At 67.8% G+C, this 17,133-nt stretch carries 13 protein-coding genes; 3 read left to right on the top strand and 10 right to left on the bottom strand.

Going from position 1 to position 17,133, the window contains the following annotated elements:
• Positions 1-4: 4 nt before the first annotated feature.
• The 7 genes from FB547_RS00300 to FB547_RS00335 all read right to left on the bottom strand — a co-directional run bounded on the left by FB547_RS00300 (position 5) and on the right by FB547_RS00335 (position 7,866).
• Positions 5-1,024, bottom strand: a complete 1,020-nt coding sequence (locus FB547_RS00300) for an ornithine cyclodeaminase family protein (protein WP_145738654.1) — start codon at positions 1,022-1,024, stop codon at positions 5-7.
• A 4-nt stretch (positions 1,025-1,028) separates the two neighbouring features.
• Positions 1,029-2,753 carry a urocanate hydratase gene (hutU, locus tag FB547_RS00305; protein ID WP_145738656.1) on the bottom strand — a complete coding sequence of 575 codons (1,725 nt, stop codon included), beginning with the start codon at positions 2,751-2,753 and terminating at the stop codon, positions 1,029-1,031.
• A gap of 24 nt (positions 2,754-2,777) precedes the next feature.
• A complete protein-coding gene (gene hutH, locus FB547_RS00310; RefSeq protein WP_145738657.1) occupies positions 2,778-4,331 on the bottom strand; it encodes a histidine ammonia-lyase in 1,554 nt (517 codons plus the stop codon).
• Positions 4,332-4,511: 180 nt separating this feature from the next.
• Positions 4,512-5,249: a histidine utilization repressor gene (gene hutC / locus FB547_RS00320; RefSeq protein ID WP_145738659.1), complete on the bottom strand. Its 738-nt coding sequence runs from the start codon at positions 5,247-5,249 to the stop codon at positions 4,512-4,514.
• A 1-nt stretch (position 5,250) separates the two neighbouring features.
• On the bottom strand, positions 5,251-6,039 hold the full coding sequence (locus FB547_RS00325) for an ABC transporter ATP-binding protein (RefSeq protein WP_145738661.1): 789 nt from the start codon (positions 6,037-6,039) through the stop codon (positions 5,251-5,253).
• Positions 6,039-6,917, bottom strand: coding sequence for an ABC transporter permease (locus tag FB547_RS00330; RefSeq protein WP_145738662.1), 879 nt, complete (start codon positions 6,915-6,917; stop codon positions 6,039-6,041). The genes FB547_RS00325 and FB547_RS00330 overlap by 1 nt, the downstream gene beginning before the upstream one ends.
• On the bottom strand, positions 6,898-7,866 hold the full coding sequence (locus tag FB547_RS00335; RefSeq protein ID WP_145738664.1) for an ABC transporter substrate-binding protein: 969 nt from the start codon (positions 7,864-7,866) through the stop codon (positions 6,898-6,900). Before FB547_RS00335 ends, FB547_RS00330 begins: the two co-directional genes overlap by 20 nt.
• Before the next feature lie 293 nt (positions 7,867-8,159).
• On the opposite strand from FB547_RS00335, the gene recQ reads away from it, so the two are divergent.
• Positions 8,160-10,061 carry a DNA helicase RecQ gene (recQ, locus tag FB547_RS00340; protein ID WP_145738666.1) on the top strand — a complete coding sequence of 634 codons (1,902 nt, stop codon included), beginning with the start codon at positions 8,160-8,162 and terminating at the stop codon, positions 10,059-10,061.
• Between the two features lie 20 nt (positions 10,062-10,081).
• On the opposite strand, the gene FB547_RS00345 is transcribed toward recQ, so the two are convergent.
• The 3 genes from FB547_RS00345 to FB547_RS00355 form a co-directional block, all read right to left on the bottom strand.
• Entirely contained in the window at positions 10,082-11,272 is a 1,191-nt protein-coding gene (locus FB547_RS00345) for a nucleoside hydrolase (RefSeq protein WP_145738668.1), read from the bottom strand.
• A gap of 144 nt (positions 11,273-11,416) precedes the next feature.
• A complete protein-coding gene (locus FB547_RS00350) occupies positions 11,417-13,039 on the bottom strand; it encodes a S41 family peptidase (RefSeq protein WP_145738670.1) in 1,623 nt (540 codons plus the stop codon).
• A gap of 82 nt (positions 13,040-13,121) precedes the next feature.
• Complete coding sequence (locus FB547_RS00355; RefSeq protein ID WP_145738672.1) at positions 13,122-15,449, bottom strand: ATP-binding protein; 2,328 nt, start codon at positions 15,447-15,449, stop codon at positions 13,122-13,124.
• 116 nt (positions 15,450-15,565) lie between these two features.
• Here FB547_RS00355 and FB547_RS00360 point away from each other — a divergent pair, with 116 nt between their 5' ends.
• A complete protein-coding gene (locus tag FB547_RS00360) occupies positions 15,566-16,771 on the top strand; it encodes a threonine ammonia-lyase (protein ID WP_186454092.1) in 1,206 nt (401 codons plus the stop codon).
• Between the two features lie 87 nt (positions 16,772-16,858).
• Positions 16,859-17,011, top strand: a complete 153-nt coding sequence (locus tag FB547_RS33240) for a hypothetical protein (protein WP_012745313.1) — start codon at positions 16,859-16,861, stop codon at positions 17,009-17,011.
• Positions 17,012-17,133 lie beyond the last annotated feature (122 nt).

Here is a 17,133-nt window from a genome sequence, read left to right on the forward strand (position 1 = left end):
CCGGTCAACGGAAACGCAGTTGCTGGCCGAGCCCCATCTTCTTCGCCTTCGCGAGCATCGCCGCGCCAAGCGCGATATCCGACAGCGAGAGGCCGCGATGCCAGAACAGGTTGGTCTCTTCGTCGCTCTCGCGCCCGGGCTTCAGGCCCGCGACGATCTGTCCGAGCTCGGCATGCAGCGTCTTTTCCGACAGGCGGCCGCTGTCGACGTGCGCGCGCAGTGCACCGAAGGGGCCGGCCTTGGCCTGGCCCCAGTCGTCCATCACCATCTTGTCCATGATGTCGGTCAGCGACAGCTCGACCGCGCTCATGGTGCCGTACGGAATGACGCAGGCGCCCTTCTTGATCCACTCGGTCTTGAGCACCGGCTCCGGCTTCTCGAGGCGCGAGGCCTCGACCACGATGTCGGCGCCGCGCACGCACGATTCCCAGTCCTCGGTCACGACGATCTTCTTGCCGAGGTCGCGCTCCAGCCTGGCGGCAAAGGCGTTACGGCTCTCGGGCCGGCGTGAGTGCACGCGGATCTCGTCGAAGTCGAAGATCGAGTCGAGCAGACGCACGTTCCAGTACGAGGTGCCGCGCGCGCCGATATGGCCCAGGATCTTCGAATTCTTGCGCGCGAGATGCTTGGCGCCGATGGCCGTGATCGCGCCGGTGCGCATGTCGGTGATGTCGGAGGCATCGACGATGGCCACCGGCACGCCGGTCTTCGGGTCGAACAGGTTCAGCAGCGCGAGCTCCGACGGCAGGCCGACCTGGTAGTTGCGATAGAAGTCGCCCACCACCTTCACGCCGGCCACGCCGAGCGGCCGGATGTAGCCGCGCAGCACGTTGAAGTGGCCCGGGTAGTCCTTCTCGGGCACCAGGTGCATGCGCGGCTCGATGGTGGTCTCGCCGCGGCCCTGGGCCACGAGGCCCTCTTCGACGGCCGCGACGATCTCGGCATCGGTCATCGCAAGCGCCTGCACGTCGAGGTGGTTCAGGTAGTGCAGGTAGATGGGTTCGGAATTCGTTTCGGCAGACATTGCATCACCCATTCTTGATCATCGGCAGATTGAGGCCCTGCTTCTTCGCGGTGGCCACGGCAATGTCGTAGCCCGCGTCGGCATGGCGCATCACGCCGGTGGCCGGGTCGTTCCAGAGCACGCGTTCGATGCGCCTGGCCGCGGCGTCGGTGCCGTCGCACACGATCACCACGCCCGAGTGCTGCGAATAGCCCATGCCGACGCCGCCGCCATGGTGCAGGCTGACCCAGGTGGCGCCGCCGGCGGTGTTGAGCAGCGCGTTGAGCAGCGGCCAGTCGGAGACGGCATCGGTGCCGTCCTTCATGGCCTCGGTCTCGCGGTTGGGGCTGGCGACCGAGCCGGTGTCGAGGTGGTCGCGGCCGATGACGATGGGCGCCTTCAGCTCGCCGTTCTTCACCATCTCGTTGAAGGCCAGGCCGGCGATGTGGCGCTCGCCCAGGCCCAGCCAGCAGATGCGCGCCGGCAGGCCCTGGAAGGCGATGCGCTCGCGCGCCATGTCGAGCCAGCGGTGCGTGTGGGTGTTCTCGGGAAACAGCTCCTTGATCTTGGCATCGGTCTTGTAGATGTCTTCCGGGTCGCCCGACAACGCCACCCAGCGGAACGGTCCCTTGCCTTCGCAGAACAGCGGACGGATGTAGGCCGGCACGAAGCCGGGGAAGTCGAAGGCGTTCTGCACGCCTTCATCGAAGGCGACCTGGCGGATGTTGTTGCCGTAGTCGACCGTGGGAATGCCCATGGCCTGGAAGTCGAGCATGGCCTGCACGTGCACGGCGCACGACTTCGCGGCGGCCTTCTTGAGCGCGTCGTGCTGCGAGGCGTCCTTCATCGCGGCCTGCCATTGCGCAACGCTCCAGCCCGAGGGCAGGTAGCCGTTGATCAGATCGTGTGCGGAGGTCTGGTCGGTCACGAGGTCGGGCTTGAGCCCGCCGGCCTTCGCGCGCTTCACGAGTTCGGGCAGGATGTCGGCGGCATTGCCGAGCAGCGCGATCGACACGGCTTCCTTCGCGTCGCAATGCTGCTGGATGAGCTCGAGCGCATGGTCGATGTCGCGCGCCTGCTTGTCGACGTAGCGCGTGCGCAGGCGGAAGTCGATGCTGGTCTGCTGGCACTCGATGTTGAGAGACACCGCGCCCGCCAGCGTGGCCGCAAGCGGCTGCGCGCCACCCATGCCGCCGAGGCCGGCCGTGAGGATCCACTTGCCCGCGAGGCTGTTGTTGTAATGCTGGCGGCCGGCTTCGACGAAGGTCTCGAAGGTGCCTTGCACGATGCCCTGGCTGCCGATGTAGATCCAGCTGCCAGCCGTCATCTGGCCGTACATGAAGAGGCCCTGGCGGTCGAGCTCGTTGAAGTGCTCCCAGTTGGCCCACTTGGGCACGAGGTTCGAATTGGCGAGCAGCACGCGCGGCGCGTTCTCGTGCGTCTTGAACACGCCGACCGGCTTGCCCGATTGAATGAGCAGCGTCTCGTCGTCATTCAGTTCCTTCAGCGACGCGAGGATCTGGTCGTAGCAGGCCCAGTTGCGCGCGGCGCGGCCGATGCCGCCGTACACCACGAGGTCCTGCGGGCGCTCGGCCACCTCGGCGTCGAGGTTGTTCTGCAGCATGCGGAACGGGGCCTCGGTGAGCCAGCTCTTGCAGTTGAGCGTGCTGCCGCGCGGGGCGCGGATCACGCGCGTGGGGTCGTGGCGCGGGTCGGTGTTTTGCAGCGGGAGCTTTTCGGGTGCGTTCATGGCGAGGTTCTCCTTGATCGGTGTTCAGGCGTGGCTGGGCAGGATGTTCAAGAGCGCAGCCGGCAGCTCGGCCTTCAGCGCCCACTGGCGCATGGCTTCGATGTCGGGCGCGAGGTAGCGGTCGCGTTCGAGGAAAGCGACCTTCTGGCGGATGGCGGCGAACTCGGCTTCGACCAGCGGGGAGCTCTTGAGTCCGCGCTTGAGTTCAATGCCTTGCGCGGCGGCCATGGCTTCGATGCCCACCACCACCGCGGTGTTGTTGACCATGTCGCCGAGCCGGCGCGCCGCGAAGGTGGCCATCGAGACGTGGTCTTCCTGGTTGGCCGAGGTCGGCAGGCTGTCGACGCTCGCGGGATGGGCGAGCGACTTGTTCTCCGACGCGAGGGCCGCGGCCGTGACCTGCGCGATCATGAAGCCGGAATTCAGGCCGCCGTCGCGCACCAGGAACGGCGGCAGGCCCGACAGGCCGGTGTCGAGCAGCAGCGCGATGCGGCGCTCGGCAATCGCGCCCACTTCGCTCACGGCCAGCGCGATGATGTCGGCCGCAAAGGCGACCGGCTCGGCGTGGAAGTTGCCGCCCGAAATCACTTCGCCGGTGTCGGTGAACACCAGCGGGTTGTCCGAGGCGGCATTGGCCTCGATCACCAGCACGCGCGCGGCATGCGCGAGGTTGTCGAGGCAGGCGCCCATCACCTGCGGGATGCAGCGCACCGAATACGGGTCCTGCACGCGGCCGCAGTCGGCATGCGAGGGCACGATCTCGCTGCCTTCGAGCAGCGTGCGCACCGCGCCGGCCACCGCGATCTGTCCGGGCTGGCCGCGCGCGGCGTGGATGCGGGCGTCGAAAGGCTTGATCGAACCCTGGATGGCTTCGAGCGAGAGCGCGCCCGACATCAGAGCCGAGGCGAACACGTCCTCGGCGCCGAACAGGCCGGCAAGCGCGAGCGCGGTCGACACCTGCGTGCCGTTGAGCAGCGCCAGGCCTTCCTTGGGGCCGAGCACGAAGGGTTCGAGGCCGATGCTGCGCATGGCCTCGGCGCCGCCGACGACCTTGCCGTCGGCCAGGGTCGCCTCGCCCTCGCCGATCAGCACGCAGGCCATGTGGGCGAGCGGCGCGAGGTCGCCCGAGGCGCCGACCGAGCCCTTGCACGGGATGCGCGGCATGACGCCCGCATTGAACAGCGCCAGCAGCGCATCGGCCAGCGCCGGCCGCACGCCCGAATGGCCGCGCGCCAGGCTCACGGCCTTGGTCGCGAGCACCATGCGCACCACCGGCGCGGCCAGCGGCTCGCCCGTGCCCACGCTGTGCGAGAGCACGAGGTTGCGCTGCAGCTCGGCCAGGTGGTCGTTGCCGATGCGCGTGCTCGCGAGCTTGCCGAAGCCGGTGTTGATGCCGTAGACCACCTGGTCGTTCTCGACGATGTGGCGCACCGCCGCTTCGGCGCGCGCCATGCCCTCCTGCACCGAAGGATCGAGCGCCAGCCGCACGCCGCCGGCCTGGATGCGCCGCAGCATGGCGAGGTCCACCTTGCCGGGCGTGAGGGTCAGGGTGGTGGCGGTGTGATTGTTTCTTGGCATGTGAACCTGTCTATACAAGTGGTTGCGAGAGAAAACCTTGTCCTTCGGACACTAAAAAAGACTCACGGTCCCTTCGTGAAACACCGCGGAACCGGCTTTGCCGGGCCGCTGGTGTTGCCCCCGGCGAGGGGGTTGGCGAAGCGACACGAAGTGCGCGAAGACTGGGGGAGAGCCATAGTTCTAGCCGAACGACGGGTTGCCGTCGGCCTTGAAGCGGCTGCCCAGGCTGTAGCGCGACGCCGGATGCAGGCAGCGCACCCAGGTGACGGGCGTGTTGCGCGTCCAGGTGCGGCGCGTGAGCAGCAGGCAGGGATCGGTGGGCGCCATGGCGAGCCGCTCGGCCTGCTCGGCGGTGGGCAGCACGGCGTCGACCACGTGCTCGATCTGGTCGAAGGGCACGTGGCGCACCAGGTACTCGCTGGGCGGCACGGCGGCGAAGTCCTGCTCGAGGAAGTCGGGCACGACCAGCGGATTGACGTAGCGCTCTTCCAGCTGCACCGGCGTGTCGTTCTCCAGGTGCAGGCAGACGCTGTGGAACACCGAGGTGCCCGCGCGCATGTCGAGCCAGGCGGCGACGTCGGGCGAGGCGGACAGGCGTTCCACCGCGAGCATCTCGCAGCGGTAGTCGTGCCCGCGCTGGCGGATCTCGCTCGCGATGTTGGCGATCTGCAGCAGCGTGGACTGCGGCTTGTTCTCGGCCACGAAGCTGCCGACACCGGCCACGCGCACGATGCGGCCCTGCTCCATGAGTTCGCGCAGCGCGCGGTTCACCGTCATGCGCGAAATGCCGAACTGCGCGACCAGCTCGCTCTCCGACGGCAGGCGATGCCCGGCCGGCCAGGTGCCGTCCTGGATCCTGCGGGAGATGTGATCCTTGACTTGCGCATAGAGCGCGAGGGACGGCAGGTCGCGTTTCATGTCAGTGTTCGGCCGCGGCCATCGACTCGGCGCGGATCTCTTCCGTCAGCCGCGCCTTGATCTCCATGAACTCCGGCGAGGTCTTGATGGTGTAGCTGCGCGGATGCGGAAAATCGACCGCGATCTCGGTCTTGATGCGGCCCGGCCGCGCGCTGAACACCGCCACGCGGTTGGCCATGAAGATCGCCTCGTCGATGTCGTGCGTGACGAACAGCACCGTCTTGCGCGCCGACTCCCAGATGCCGAGCAGGAGCTCCTGCATCAGCACGCGGGTCTGGTTGTCGAGGGCGCCGAAGGGCTCGTCCAGCAGCAGCATCTTGGGGTCGTTGGCGAGCGCGCGCGCAATCGCGGTGCGCTGCTGCATGCCGCCCGAGAGCTGCTTCGGAAAGTGGTGCTCGAAGCCGCGCAGGCCCACCTTGGCGATGAAGAACTCGCTGCGCTCCTTCTGGTCGGCCTCGCTCATACCGCGCTCGCGCAGCCCGAAGCGGATGTTCTGCGCCACCGTGAGCCACGGAAAGAGCGTGTAGCTCTGGAACACCACGCCGCGGTCGGCGCCCGGGCCGTCGATGCGCTCGCCGTCGAGCAGCACCTGGCCGGTGGTCGGGAAGTCGAGCCCCGCGACGATGCGCAGCAGCGTCGACTTGCCGCAGCCAGAGGGGCCGAGGATGGTGACGAAGTCGTTCTCGCGCACCTCGAAGTCGATCGGCAGCAGCGCCTGCGTGCGCTGGCCCCTGGTGCCGGTGAAGACGCGCGAGACGCCCTGGATGGAAAGCTGGTTGTTGGTCGTCATCACAGTGCCGCCCATGCAAAGAGGCGGCGGTTGAGCGCCTTGAAAGCGAAGTCGGACACCAGCCCGATGACGCCGATCACGATGATCCCGAAGATGATCTGTCCGGTGTTCAGCAAGGCCTGGCTGTCGGTGATCATGTGGCCGATGCCCGACGAGGAGCCGATGAGTTCCGCCACGATCACGTAGGTCCAGGCCCAGCCGAGCACCAGGCGCAGCGTCTCGGCAATGCCAGGGGCGGCGCCCGGGATGAGCACGCGCGCCACGATGCCTCGGCTCTTCGCGCCCAGCGTGTAGGCGGCCTCGACGAGGTCGCGCCGCGCACCGCCCACCGTCACCGCCACCATCAGCACGATCTGGAAGAACGAGCCGATGAAGATCACCAGCAGCTTCTGCATCTCGCCCAGGCCCGCCCACAGGATGAGCAGCGGAATGAAGGCCGACGCCGGCAGGTAGCGGCAGAACGAGACGAAGGGCTCGAAGAAGGCCTCCACGGCCTTCCAGGTGCCCATGGCAATGCCCAGCGGCACCGCCAGCACGGCCGCCAGCAGGAAACCGCCGAACACGCGCCACACGGTCATGCCCACGTCGCCGATGAAACCGAACTCGGCGAACAGCATCCAGCCTTCCTTCAGCATGGTCACCGGGCTGGCCAGGAAGGTCGGCGGCACGAAGCCGCCGAGCGTGGCAACGGACCACACGAGCACGAAGGCCACGAAGAAGCCGAGGCCCAGCAGCACGCGGGCGCGCCCGCTGACGGGCTCGAGCGGCGCGAGCGAGCGGCGCCGCGCGGGCGCGACGGCCTGGGGGGTTGCGGCCGATGCAGGCGCCGCCGCGCGCGGCGCCACCTGCGGCAGGGCCTTACTTGACGAAGCTTGCATCGAACATCGCCGTGTAGTCTTCGGGCGCCTTGCGGATCACGCCGGCCTCCAGCAGGATGGGCGCGGCTTCCTTCATGAAGCTGGTGAGTTCGCCCGCGAAGAATTTCTGGTTGGCCGCCTTGTCCTGCCAGCGCAGGTAGGCCGACGACTTGGCGAACTGCTCGCCGGTCTGCTTGACGGCCGAGCCCATGAGCTCGTTGGCCTTGGCGGGGTCGGCCTTGATCAGGTCGAGCGCCTCGAAGTATGACTGCGTCAACGCGGCGGCCGCCTTGGCGTTGGCCTTGAGCCAGGTGGGGGCGCAGCCCACGGTGTCCATCACCATCGGGTAGTCGAGCGTGGTGGCCAGGATCTTGCCGGCGGTGGGGTTGGCGCGCACGGTCGACAGGTAGGGCTCGTAGGTCATGGCGGCGTCGTTCTGGCCGGCCACGAAGGCCTGGGCCGCGGGCTGAGGCTCGAGCGAGACCACCTTCACGTCCTTCAGCGTCATGCCGTTCTTGTTGAGCATCCAGGCCAGCCCGAAGTAGGGCGCGGTGCCGGGCGCGCTCACGCCGATGCTCTTGCCCTTGAGGTCGGCAAAGCTCTTGACGTCGTTGCGCACCGCGAGGCCGTCGGCGCCGTAGGACTTGTCCATCTGGAAGATCTGCACGATCGGCACGCCGTTGGCGTTCCACGCCACGTGCGTCTCCACGGTGGTGGCCGCGCACTGGATCGCGCCCGCGGCCAGTGCCAGGTGGCGGTCCTTCTGCGGGATCATCTTGAGCTCGACGTCCAGCCCGTTCTTCTTGAAGATGCCGGCCTTGTCGGCCAAGGAGAGCGGCGCAAAGCCGGTCCAGCCCGACATGCCGAGCGCGATCTTGGTTTCCTGCGCCGCGGCCGTCTGGGCCATGCCTGCTGCACACGCACCTGCTGCCAGCAGCGAAACGACTTTCACAACTACCGTCTTGACCATGGGTACTCCTGGGTCTGTTTTCTAGGAAAAGGCTTGGCGATGCACCCCCTCTCAAGGGCTGCGCACGCCTCGCATTGTTGCCAAGCGCCCCAACTTGTATATACAGGATAACCCGAAAGGCCACTTTCGGTGCATTCCTTCAGCAAAATGCACCAGATTGCTGTCTATACAGGAGGGGCGGCGGGACGGGCTTCACGATTGCAAACCTCGTGCCACAGTCATATCGATGCTGCTGGGGGACAATCAGCGGCTCCCCCTTCTGCTCTTTTCCCCATTCTTCGCATCCGCTGCCCGTGTCCTCGCTCGCTCCCCTCCCCCTCGACGCCCCCGGCAGCAGCAGCGCACCCGCCGACATCCTTCACGAAGTCTTCGGCTACTCGCAGTTCCGCGGGCCGCAGCAGGACATCGTCGAGCACGTGGTGGCCGGCGGCGACGCGCTGGTGCTGATGCCCACGGGCGGCGGCAAGTCGCTGTGCTACCAGATCCCGGCCATTGCGCGGCAGCGCGCGGGGCGCGGCGTCTCGGTGGTGGTGTCGCCGCTGATCGCACTGATGCACGACCAGGTCGGTGCGCTGCACGAGGCCGGGGTGAACGCGGCCTTCCTCAATTCCACACTCGACTGGGAACAGACGCAGGACGTCGAGCGCCGCATGCTGCGCGGCGAGATCACGCTGCTGTATGCGGCGCCCGAGCGCGTGAACACGCCGCGCTTCCTGTCGCAGCTCGATTCCCTGAAAGAGCGCGGCAAGCTCTCGCTGTTCGCGATCGACGAGGCGCATTGCGTGAGCCAGTGGGGCCACGACTTCCGGCCCGAATACCGCGCGCTCACGGTGCTGCACGAGCGCTACCCGGGCGTGCCGCGCATCGCGCTCACCGCCACCGCCGATGCGCTCACGCGCGCCGACATCGTCGAGCGGCTGCAGCTCGAGGAAGCGCGCCAGTTCGTCTCCAGCTTCGACCGGCCGAACATCCGCTACACCATCGTCGAGAAGAAGGACGCGACCACGCAGCTGCTGCGCTTCATCGAGCGCGAGCACGAAGGCGATGCGGGCGTGGTCTATTGCCAGTCGCGCAAGCGGGTGGAAGACGTGGCCGTGATGCTGCAGGGCGCCGGCATCAACGCGCTGCCCTACCACGCGGGCCTGGACGCGGCGGTGCGCCAGAGGCACCAGGACCGCTTCCTGCGCGAGGAAGGCGTGGTGATGGTCGCGACCATCGCCTTCGGCATGGGCATCGACAAGCCCGACGTGCGCTTTGTCGGCCACCTGGACATGCCCAAGAACATCGAGGGCTACTACCAGGAAACCGGCCGCGCGGGCCGCGACGGCGCGCCGGCCGATGCCTGGATGGCCTACGGCCTGCAGGACGTGGTGAACCAGCGCCGCATGATCGACGAAAGCCCCGCGGGCGAAGAGTTCAAGCAGGTGATGCGCGGCAAGCTCGACGCGCTGCTCTCGCTGGCCGAGGCGAGCGACTGCCGGCGCGTGCGCCTGCTGGGCTACTTCGGCGAGAAGAGCACGCCCTGCGGCAACTGCGACAACTGCCTCAATCCGCCGCAGGTGTGGGACGGCACGGATGCGGCGCGCAAGCTGCTCTCCACCATCTACCGCGTGCAGCAGTTGAGCGGCATCAGCTTTGGCGCGGGCCACATCATGGACATCCTGCGCGGCAAGGAAACCGAGAAGGTCAAGCAGTTCGGGCACGAGCGCATCAGCACCTTCGGGATCGGCGCGGAGTTCAGCGAAGTGCAGCTGCGCGGCGTGCTGCGGCAGCTCATTGCCACGGGCGCGCTGGCCGTCGATGCGGAAGCCTTCAACACGCTGAAGCTCACGGAAGGCTCGCGCGCGGTGCTCAAGGGCGAAGCGAACGTGACGCTGCGCGAGTCGGTCTCTTCGCCGGCCGCGCGCGGCGGCAAGCCCCGGCGCGAGAAGGCGGCGCGCGGCGCCCCGTCTCCGGCGGCCGCGGCACTCGACGCCGACGGGCAGAAGCGCTTCGAGGCGCTCAAGGCCTGGCGCGCCGAAGTAGCGCGCGAGCACAACCTGCCGGCCTACGTGATCTTCCACGACGCCACGCTGGCGGCCATTGCCGAACGCGCGCCCGCGACGCTCGAAGACCTGCAGGGCATCAGCGGCATCGGCACCAAGAAGCTCGAGGCCTACGGCACCGAGGTGCTGCGCGTCGCCTCGGCTTTCTAGGCCCGGCCCGCGCACATCGGTCAGCTCGCCGGCGGCAGCGTGATCGGCACCGGCCGCGTGAGCAGGTCGACGTACAACTCGAAGAAGCGTGCGTTGTCGAACTTCTTCACCACCGTCATCTTCTGCAGCGCCGGGCCCGCGGGCTGCGAGGCATAGCCGATCGAGCGGCCGTTGTCGGCGGCGCCGGGCTTGGCGACCACGTCGACATAGCGCTCGACGGTTTCGGTGGCATAGGCCGGATCGATGAGATAGGCGAGCGTGAGCGTGTCCCAGATGTTCTGCGTGTAGGCCGGGTTGTTCTCGAAGCCGTTGGTGCCGCTGAAGCCGTAGCCGTTGAGCTGGCGGAACACCTCGGTCACGGCCGTGGGCCGGGCCGGATGCGCGATGCGGTCGTAGATCGGCTTGGTCAGGAACACGGTGTCGGTCACGTCCAGCGGCACCACCACCTGCGGAATCGGCAGCCGCACCACGAACTGCGCGGCCTCGGGGTCGAACCACCAGTTGAATTCGGCGTACCTGGTGGTGTTGCCCGGCACGTCGACCGCGCCGCCCATGTAGATGATCTTCTTGATCAGCGGCACGATCTCGGGGTTCTGCTTGACCGCGAGCGCGATGTTGGTGAGCGGGCCGATGGCCAGGATGGTGATCTCGTTGGGGTTGGCCTTCACGGTGTCGACGATGAAGTCGACCGCGCTCCTGCGCTGGAGCACCGTGTGGGTGGCAAAGCCGTCGGGCGGGGGCTTCAGGTCGGCATCCGTCTTGGGCTCGGGCGAACTCCAGGCGCCCAGGTAGCCGTCGCCGCCGGAGCCGGCCGCCATCTCGGCCTCGATGGTGGCGTAGTCGTGGTTGAAGGCGTAGTTCGCACCCGAATAGACGCCGATGCGGTCGCCCACGCCCAGCCGCTCGACCGACTTCAGCGCGTCCGCCACGCCCTGCCTGAGCCACTGGTTGCCCGAAACCACGCTGATGCCCATGACCTGCACCTTGCCCTGGGCCTGCAGCTGCGCGGCCATGACGCCGAGCTGGCCGTCGTCGCTCATGGTGTTGTAGTCGCTGTCGATGATGATCTTCTGCGCCGGCGGCGGCGCCGCGCCGAAGCCCGGTGCGAGCCCGAAGCCGCCGTTGCCGTTGCCGCCGCCCCCGCAGGCCGAGAGCACCGTGGCGAGCAAGGCCGCTGCCATCCATCTGCGTCGCTGAATCCGAATCGTCATACCGGCTCCTTTTCGAATGGTCTTGCCATGTAGAACTAAATGCCAAACGTTTGCGCAAACGTTTGCCTGAACTCTAAAGCGCATGCCACGAGCGCGGCAACGCGCAAGGTTTCAAGGGGTAACCGAGGCCGGTGCCGAAGCGGGTCAGCCCGGCGACGGCGCGGCTTCGAGCAGGCGCATTTCGCGCAGCGGAGAGCGATGGAGCAGGTAGGGCTGTTCGTCGTCGGCCGTTCCGGATTTCTCGAGTTCCGCCTGGGACTTGGCCGAGGCCGAAACAGGGCAGGCACCGCCGTTGCGCATGGCAAGCGCGGCCGCGAGGCGCGCCTCGGCCGGGTCTCCGAGCTGGTGGCCGAAATCGTCGGCAACGGCGCAGTCGGGCGCGAATCCGTCGCCGTAGTCGCCGAAGTTCTTGTTGTTGACACCCTGGAACTGGATCGCGAAGTAGCTGGTGCCGCAGTTGTCCTGCGGAGAAAAGCCATAGGGCTTGCCGCAGGTGGTGCCGCCCACGAGATTGACCTTGACGTCGATGCCGCGCAGGCCGTTGACGACCGCCTCGCTGGCGGAGCAGGTGTCGCGGCTGACCAGCACCGTGACCTGCGAAAGGCCGAGCCTCGGCAGCGTGGCGCCGGTGCGGCTGGTGCCGAGGAACGGATAGATGGTCTGCGCCGGCGTCAGGTGGAACGGGTTCTTGTCGTTGAAGGCCAGGCGCTCGAAAACCTTGCCCGAGGTGGCGCCCGGCGAAGACACCATGGAGGCGAGCCGGTTGGCGATGTTGAGCTGGCCGCCGCCGTTGTAGCGCATGTCGAGCACCAGGTCCTGCACGCCGTCCTGCTTGAACTGGTTGAAGGCGTTGACGAGCTGCGATTCGGAGGTCGTGATGTGGTCGTTGAAGAGCAGGTAGCCCACGCGGCCGCTGCCGGTGTCGATCGTCTTCACGTTCTGCACCGGCGTGCGCGTGATCTTCGCGGCCGCCAGCGTGATGGGCGCCTGCCGGACGCCGCCCACCTCGAACACGAAGGTGTGCGACTCGCCCTCGGTTTGCGGCGAGATCGCGCGGTTGATCGCATCGACGTTCTCGGTGCCGGTGCTGCCGACGGCATCGACGCCGTCGACTTCGACGATCTTCGCGCCCCGCTGGAGGCCTGTATTCGCGGCGGGCGAATTCGGCTCGACGAAGGCGATGCGCATGTTGCGCGGCGGAGAACTGCGCACGATGGCAATCTCCATGCCGTAGCCCGGCGCCACGCCGTTCTCCGAGAGCTGCCGATAGCGCTCGGTGTCGTACACGTAGTGGAAGCGGTCCTTCGCGCGGCCCGAGGCCGTGAGGGCCGGGCTCTTGAGCACGCTGAAGTAGGCCACCGGCGTGGCGTAGTCGGCGGCCTTGAGGGTGGTCGGCACCTCGCCGTACCAGAGGTAGGTTTCGTCGATCCAGCCGCGCACCCAGCGCTTCTCGTCGGTCAGCGTGCCGGGCTTGTCGGGATAGGCCGCCCCTGTTGCGGGGTTGACGCCGGCGCGCGGCGCGGCGCACAGGCCGGCCACGGTGGCCGAGGCAAGGATGGCATCGTCGTCGCCACCGCCGCCGCCGCTGGCGGGAGGCGGCGCGCTGCCGGGCGGCGCGATGACCGGAAACCCGCCGCCTCCGCCCCCTCCTCCGCCGCCACCGCCACAGCCTGCCAGCGCGCAGACGATGCCGGCCAATGCGAATGCGGCCGCAGCCGATGCGGTGAAGCGCGGCGTCGCCCGCGCATGCCCATTGCCCAAGCTCATCGAGCCCTCCTCGTGCCCGCCGTGGCGGACGGTTTTTCTTTCTTGTCTGCCGCGCTGCCGCGGCCTTCCTGCTTGCTTTTTGCTACTGCATGAAGCCGATGCCGCGCGACTCGCGCACCTCGGGCTTGATGCGGTGCTCGGCCTCGAGCTGGTCGAGGAATTCGGCGGCCGAGAACTCGACCGCAAGAATATCCGTCTGCCGCTTCACGGCCGCGAAATCCCCCGGGCACAGCTGGTGCAATGGCGCCAGCCGCGCCTTGATCTCCCCAGTGAGCAGCGCAGCGTCGCCCGCCAGCGCCTCGGTCACGAACATGCGCTCGCGCTGCGGCGCGGTGAGCGGCATGAACTTGATCTTGAAGGTGAAGCGCCTGAGCGCCGCCTGGTCGAGCCGGTCGAGCAGGTTGGTGGTGCAGATGAAGACGCCGTTGAAGCGCTCCATGCCCTGCAGCATCTCGTTGACCTCGGTCACTTCGTAGGTGCGCTGCGCGCCGCGCCGGTCCTGCAGGAAGCTGTCGGCCTCGTCGAGCAGCAGCACGGCCTTCTCGGCCTCGGCCTCCTTGAACATGGCCGCCATGTTCTGCTCGGTCTCGCCGACGTACTTGCTCATGAGGTCGCTGGCCTGCTTGATGATCAGCGGCCGGCCGATGGCCTTGGCGATGTGCTCGGCCAGCGCGGTCTTGCCGGTGCCGGGCGCGCCGTAGAAGCACAGCGTGCCGTGGCCGCGCGCCTTGATCGCCGCCACGATCCGCGGGATCTCGAAGCGGGTCTCGACGTTGAGCATGTCGAGGTCGTAGGTGGTGACGCTGCGCCGCTCGCCCGGGCCGGTGTCGAGCGTGCCGAGCGCGAGGTCGGCGTTCTTGAGCTGGCGCTCGATCAGCGCCTCCATCGAGGCGCCGTCCTCCGTCTGCGCCAGCCCCGCAAAGCGCACCGCGGTGCGGATCTGCGCGGGCGTGAGGCCCTTGCGCTCGGCCAGCTTGGCGGTGAAGGCCTCGGACACGACGATGCCTTCGAGCGTCTTCTTCACGAGCTGCTCGCGCGCACCGGGCGGTGGCGACTTGAGCTCCAGGTGGTAGGCGAAGCGGCGCCGGAACGCCGGGTCGATCTGCTCGATGCGGTTGGTGACCCACAGCGTGGGCACCGGGTTGGCCTCGAGGATCTGGTTGACCCAGGCCTTGCCGCTCACGCTGCCGCTGGTGGGCGCGGGAATCTGCTCGGCGCGCGCCATGAACTGCGCGGCCTCGGTGCTGATGGGCGGGAACACGTCCTCGACTTCGTCGAACAGCAGCGCAGCCTGCGCGCTTCCCTTGAGAAACACCTGCGCGATCTGCAGCGAGCGGTAGCGGTCGCGGCCGGACAGCGAATTGCCGTCGCGGTCGGCGTATTCGACCTCGAACAGCTCGAGCCCCGCCGCCTGCGCCACCACCTTGGCGAGCTCGGTCTTGCCGGTGCCGGGCGGCCCGTAGAGCAGCACGTTGACGCCGGGCTCCTTGCGCGCCACCGCCGCGCGCAGCAGCGTGACGAGCATCTGCGCGTCTTCCTCGACGAAGGAAAAGTCGTGCGTGGTGAGCGCGCTCTTGGCGGAAGGCCGCGTGAACACGGCCATCAGTTCGTTGTGGTCGCGGTATTCGCGCATCAGCACCGGCGGCAGCTTCTCGCTGACCTTCATGAGGTCGGCCAGGTCGGTGATGTTGTGCTCGGAAATCAGGTTCTCGACCAGCCCGATGCGTTCCAGCCGCGAGCCTGCCCGCAGGGCCTCGCCCACCTCGGTGGCATTGACGCCCGCGATGTCGGCAATGGCGGCATAGGCCTCGGGCGCGTTGTTGACCTTGAACTCGACCAGCAGCGAACGCAGGTCGCGCTGGTAGCGCGCGAGCGTGCCGTAGAGCAGCAGCGCGCGCTCGGCCTTGTTGAGCTGCAGCAGGCCCGCGAGCGCATCGATGTTCTTCTCGACCAAGGTCGACTGCTTGCGCAGCGCATGCGTGAGCCAGTCGCGCGTGACGGCCAGCACCGAGAGCAGGTCCTTGGGGTAGTCCTTGGCGTATTCGTCGAGGTAGAAGAACAGCGTGCCTTCCTCGTAGGGCCCGCGCCACACGCCGTGCCGCTCGAGCAGCGTGCGGCCGTCGAAATTCTCGACGCCCTTCCAGGCCTCGTTGCCGGCGCAGCGCCGGCCCAGGAATTCGCGCAGCCGCTGCAGCACCGCGGCCGGCCACACCAGGTGGCGGCCGGTGAGCGAGAGCAGGCCGTTGATGTCGCGGCGCACGTTGAAGCGCGGCCCCTGCTTGGCGGCCAGCGTGAGCACGAAGTGCGAACACATCAGTTCGAGCACCGGCGCACCCTTGAGCCCGGGCGACGGCAATGCCTGCCCGCGTACCGCAGCAGCCACCACATCGACACCCGCACGCTTGACCATCGGACAACCTCCAGACGAGGAACTTCTTGGGGCGACCATAACGCAGACTTTTGGCTTCGGGAAGACGCGCGAGCGGTAAAAACCCTGATGAGGCGATTCCAGCCACAATGCCCGCCATGGTCGGAATCGAAGAAATCCGGCGCGCCGCGGCGCGTCTCGAGGGTCAGGTGCTCAACACGCCCTGCGTCGAATCGCGCACGCTCTCCGAAATCGTGGGCGCCCAGGTCTACCTGAAGTTCGAGAATCTGCAGTTCACATCCTCGTTCAAGGAGCGGGGGGCGTGCAACAAGCTGGTCGATCTTCTGGAGGGCCAGGAAGCAACGCGCGGCGTGGTGGCCATGTCGGCCGGCAACCACGCCCAGGGTGTGGCCTACCACGCGCAGCGGCTCGGCCTGCGCGCGCTCATCGTGATGCCGCGCTTCACGCCCGGCGTGAAGATCGAGCGCACGCGCGGCTTCGGCGCCGAAGTGGTACTGCACGGCGACACGCTCGAGGCGGCGCGCACGCATGCGCTGGAGCTGGCCGAACGCGAGGGGCTGACCTTCGTCCACCCCTACGACGACGAAGCCATCATCGCGGGCCAGGGTACCGTGGCGCTCGAAATGCTCGATGCGGTGCCCGACCTCGACACGCTGGTGGTGTCGGTCGGCGGCGGCGGGCTGATCGCGGGCATGGCGATCGCGGCGCGCGAGCGCAAGCCCGGCATCGAGATCGTCGGCGTGCAGACCACGCGCTTTCCGGGCATGGTGAATGCCGTCAAGGGCACCCAGCACCTGCAGGGCAAGAGCACCATCGCCGAAGGCATTGCGGTCGGAACGCCCGGCGTGCTCACGCGCGAGATCATCGCCAAGCATGTGGACGACCTGCTGCTGGTCGACGAAGGCGACATCGAGCAGGGCGTGCTGATGCTGCTCGAAATCGAGAAAACGCTGGTCGAGGGCGCGGGCGCGGCCGGCCTGGCGGCGCTGATCCGGCATCCGGGACGCTTCAAGGGCAAGCGCGTGGGCTTGGTGCTTTCAGGCGGCAACATCGACCCGCTGCTGCTGGCGGCCATCATCGAACGCGGCATGGTGCGGGCCGGCCGGCTGGCGCGCGTCCGGGTGAGCGCGCGCGATGTGCCGGGCTCGTTGGCCCAGATCACGGCCACTGTGGCGGAAGCGGGCGCTAACGTCGATGAGGTTCATCACCAAAGAGCGTTTACCATGCTGGCAGCCCAGAACGTCGACATCGAGCTGGTGCTGCAGACCCGCGGACGGGCGCACCTGGCCAGCGTGCTGGGCGCGCTGCACGAGGCCGGCTTCGAGGCCGAGGAGCAGCACTGAAGGGGCTCGCAACCCCCTAGACCGTGCTGCCGGGGGCCGCCGGTAAAATGGCCGCAGTTTTCCGTATTTGCGTATTCGAGGTAATCAATGTCCAACCCTACTCCCGTCGAGCCCGGCCACGCCGCCGCCGTTGAAAAAGACGCCGTCGAATCGATCGTGCACCTGATGCCGCTCGTGCTCCCGCTGGCCGGCGGCGTGCTGATGCTGCTGCTGGCATCCATCGCCGTCTACTTGGCCTGACAGCCATTTGCGTCCTCGTCCGCGGGTCGTGCGGCCCGCGTTGACGCAGTCTCCCGAAGCGAAAACGTTTTCTCAAACGGACCTCCGCGCCATCGCAGGCGCGGCGTCCCGTTCGGAAAGAC

This window comes from Variovorax beijingensis (assembly GCF_007828835.1).
Classification (GTDB): Bacteria; Pseudomonadota; Gammaproteobacteria; order Burkholderiales; family Burkholderiaceae_C; genus Variovorax; species Variovorax beijingensis_A.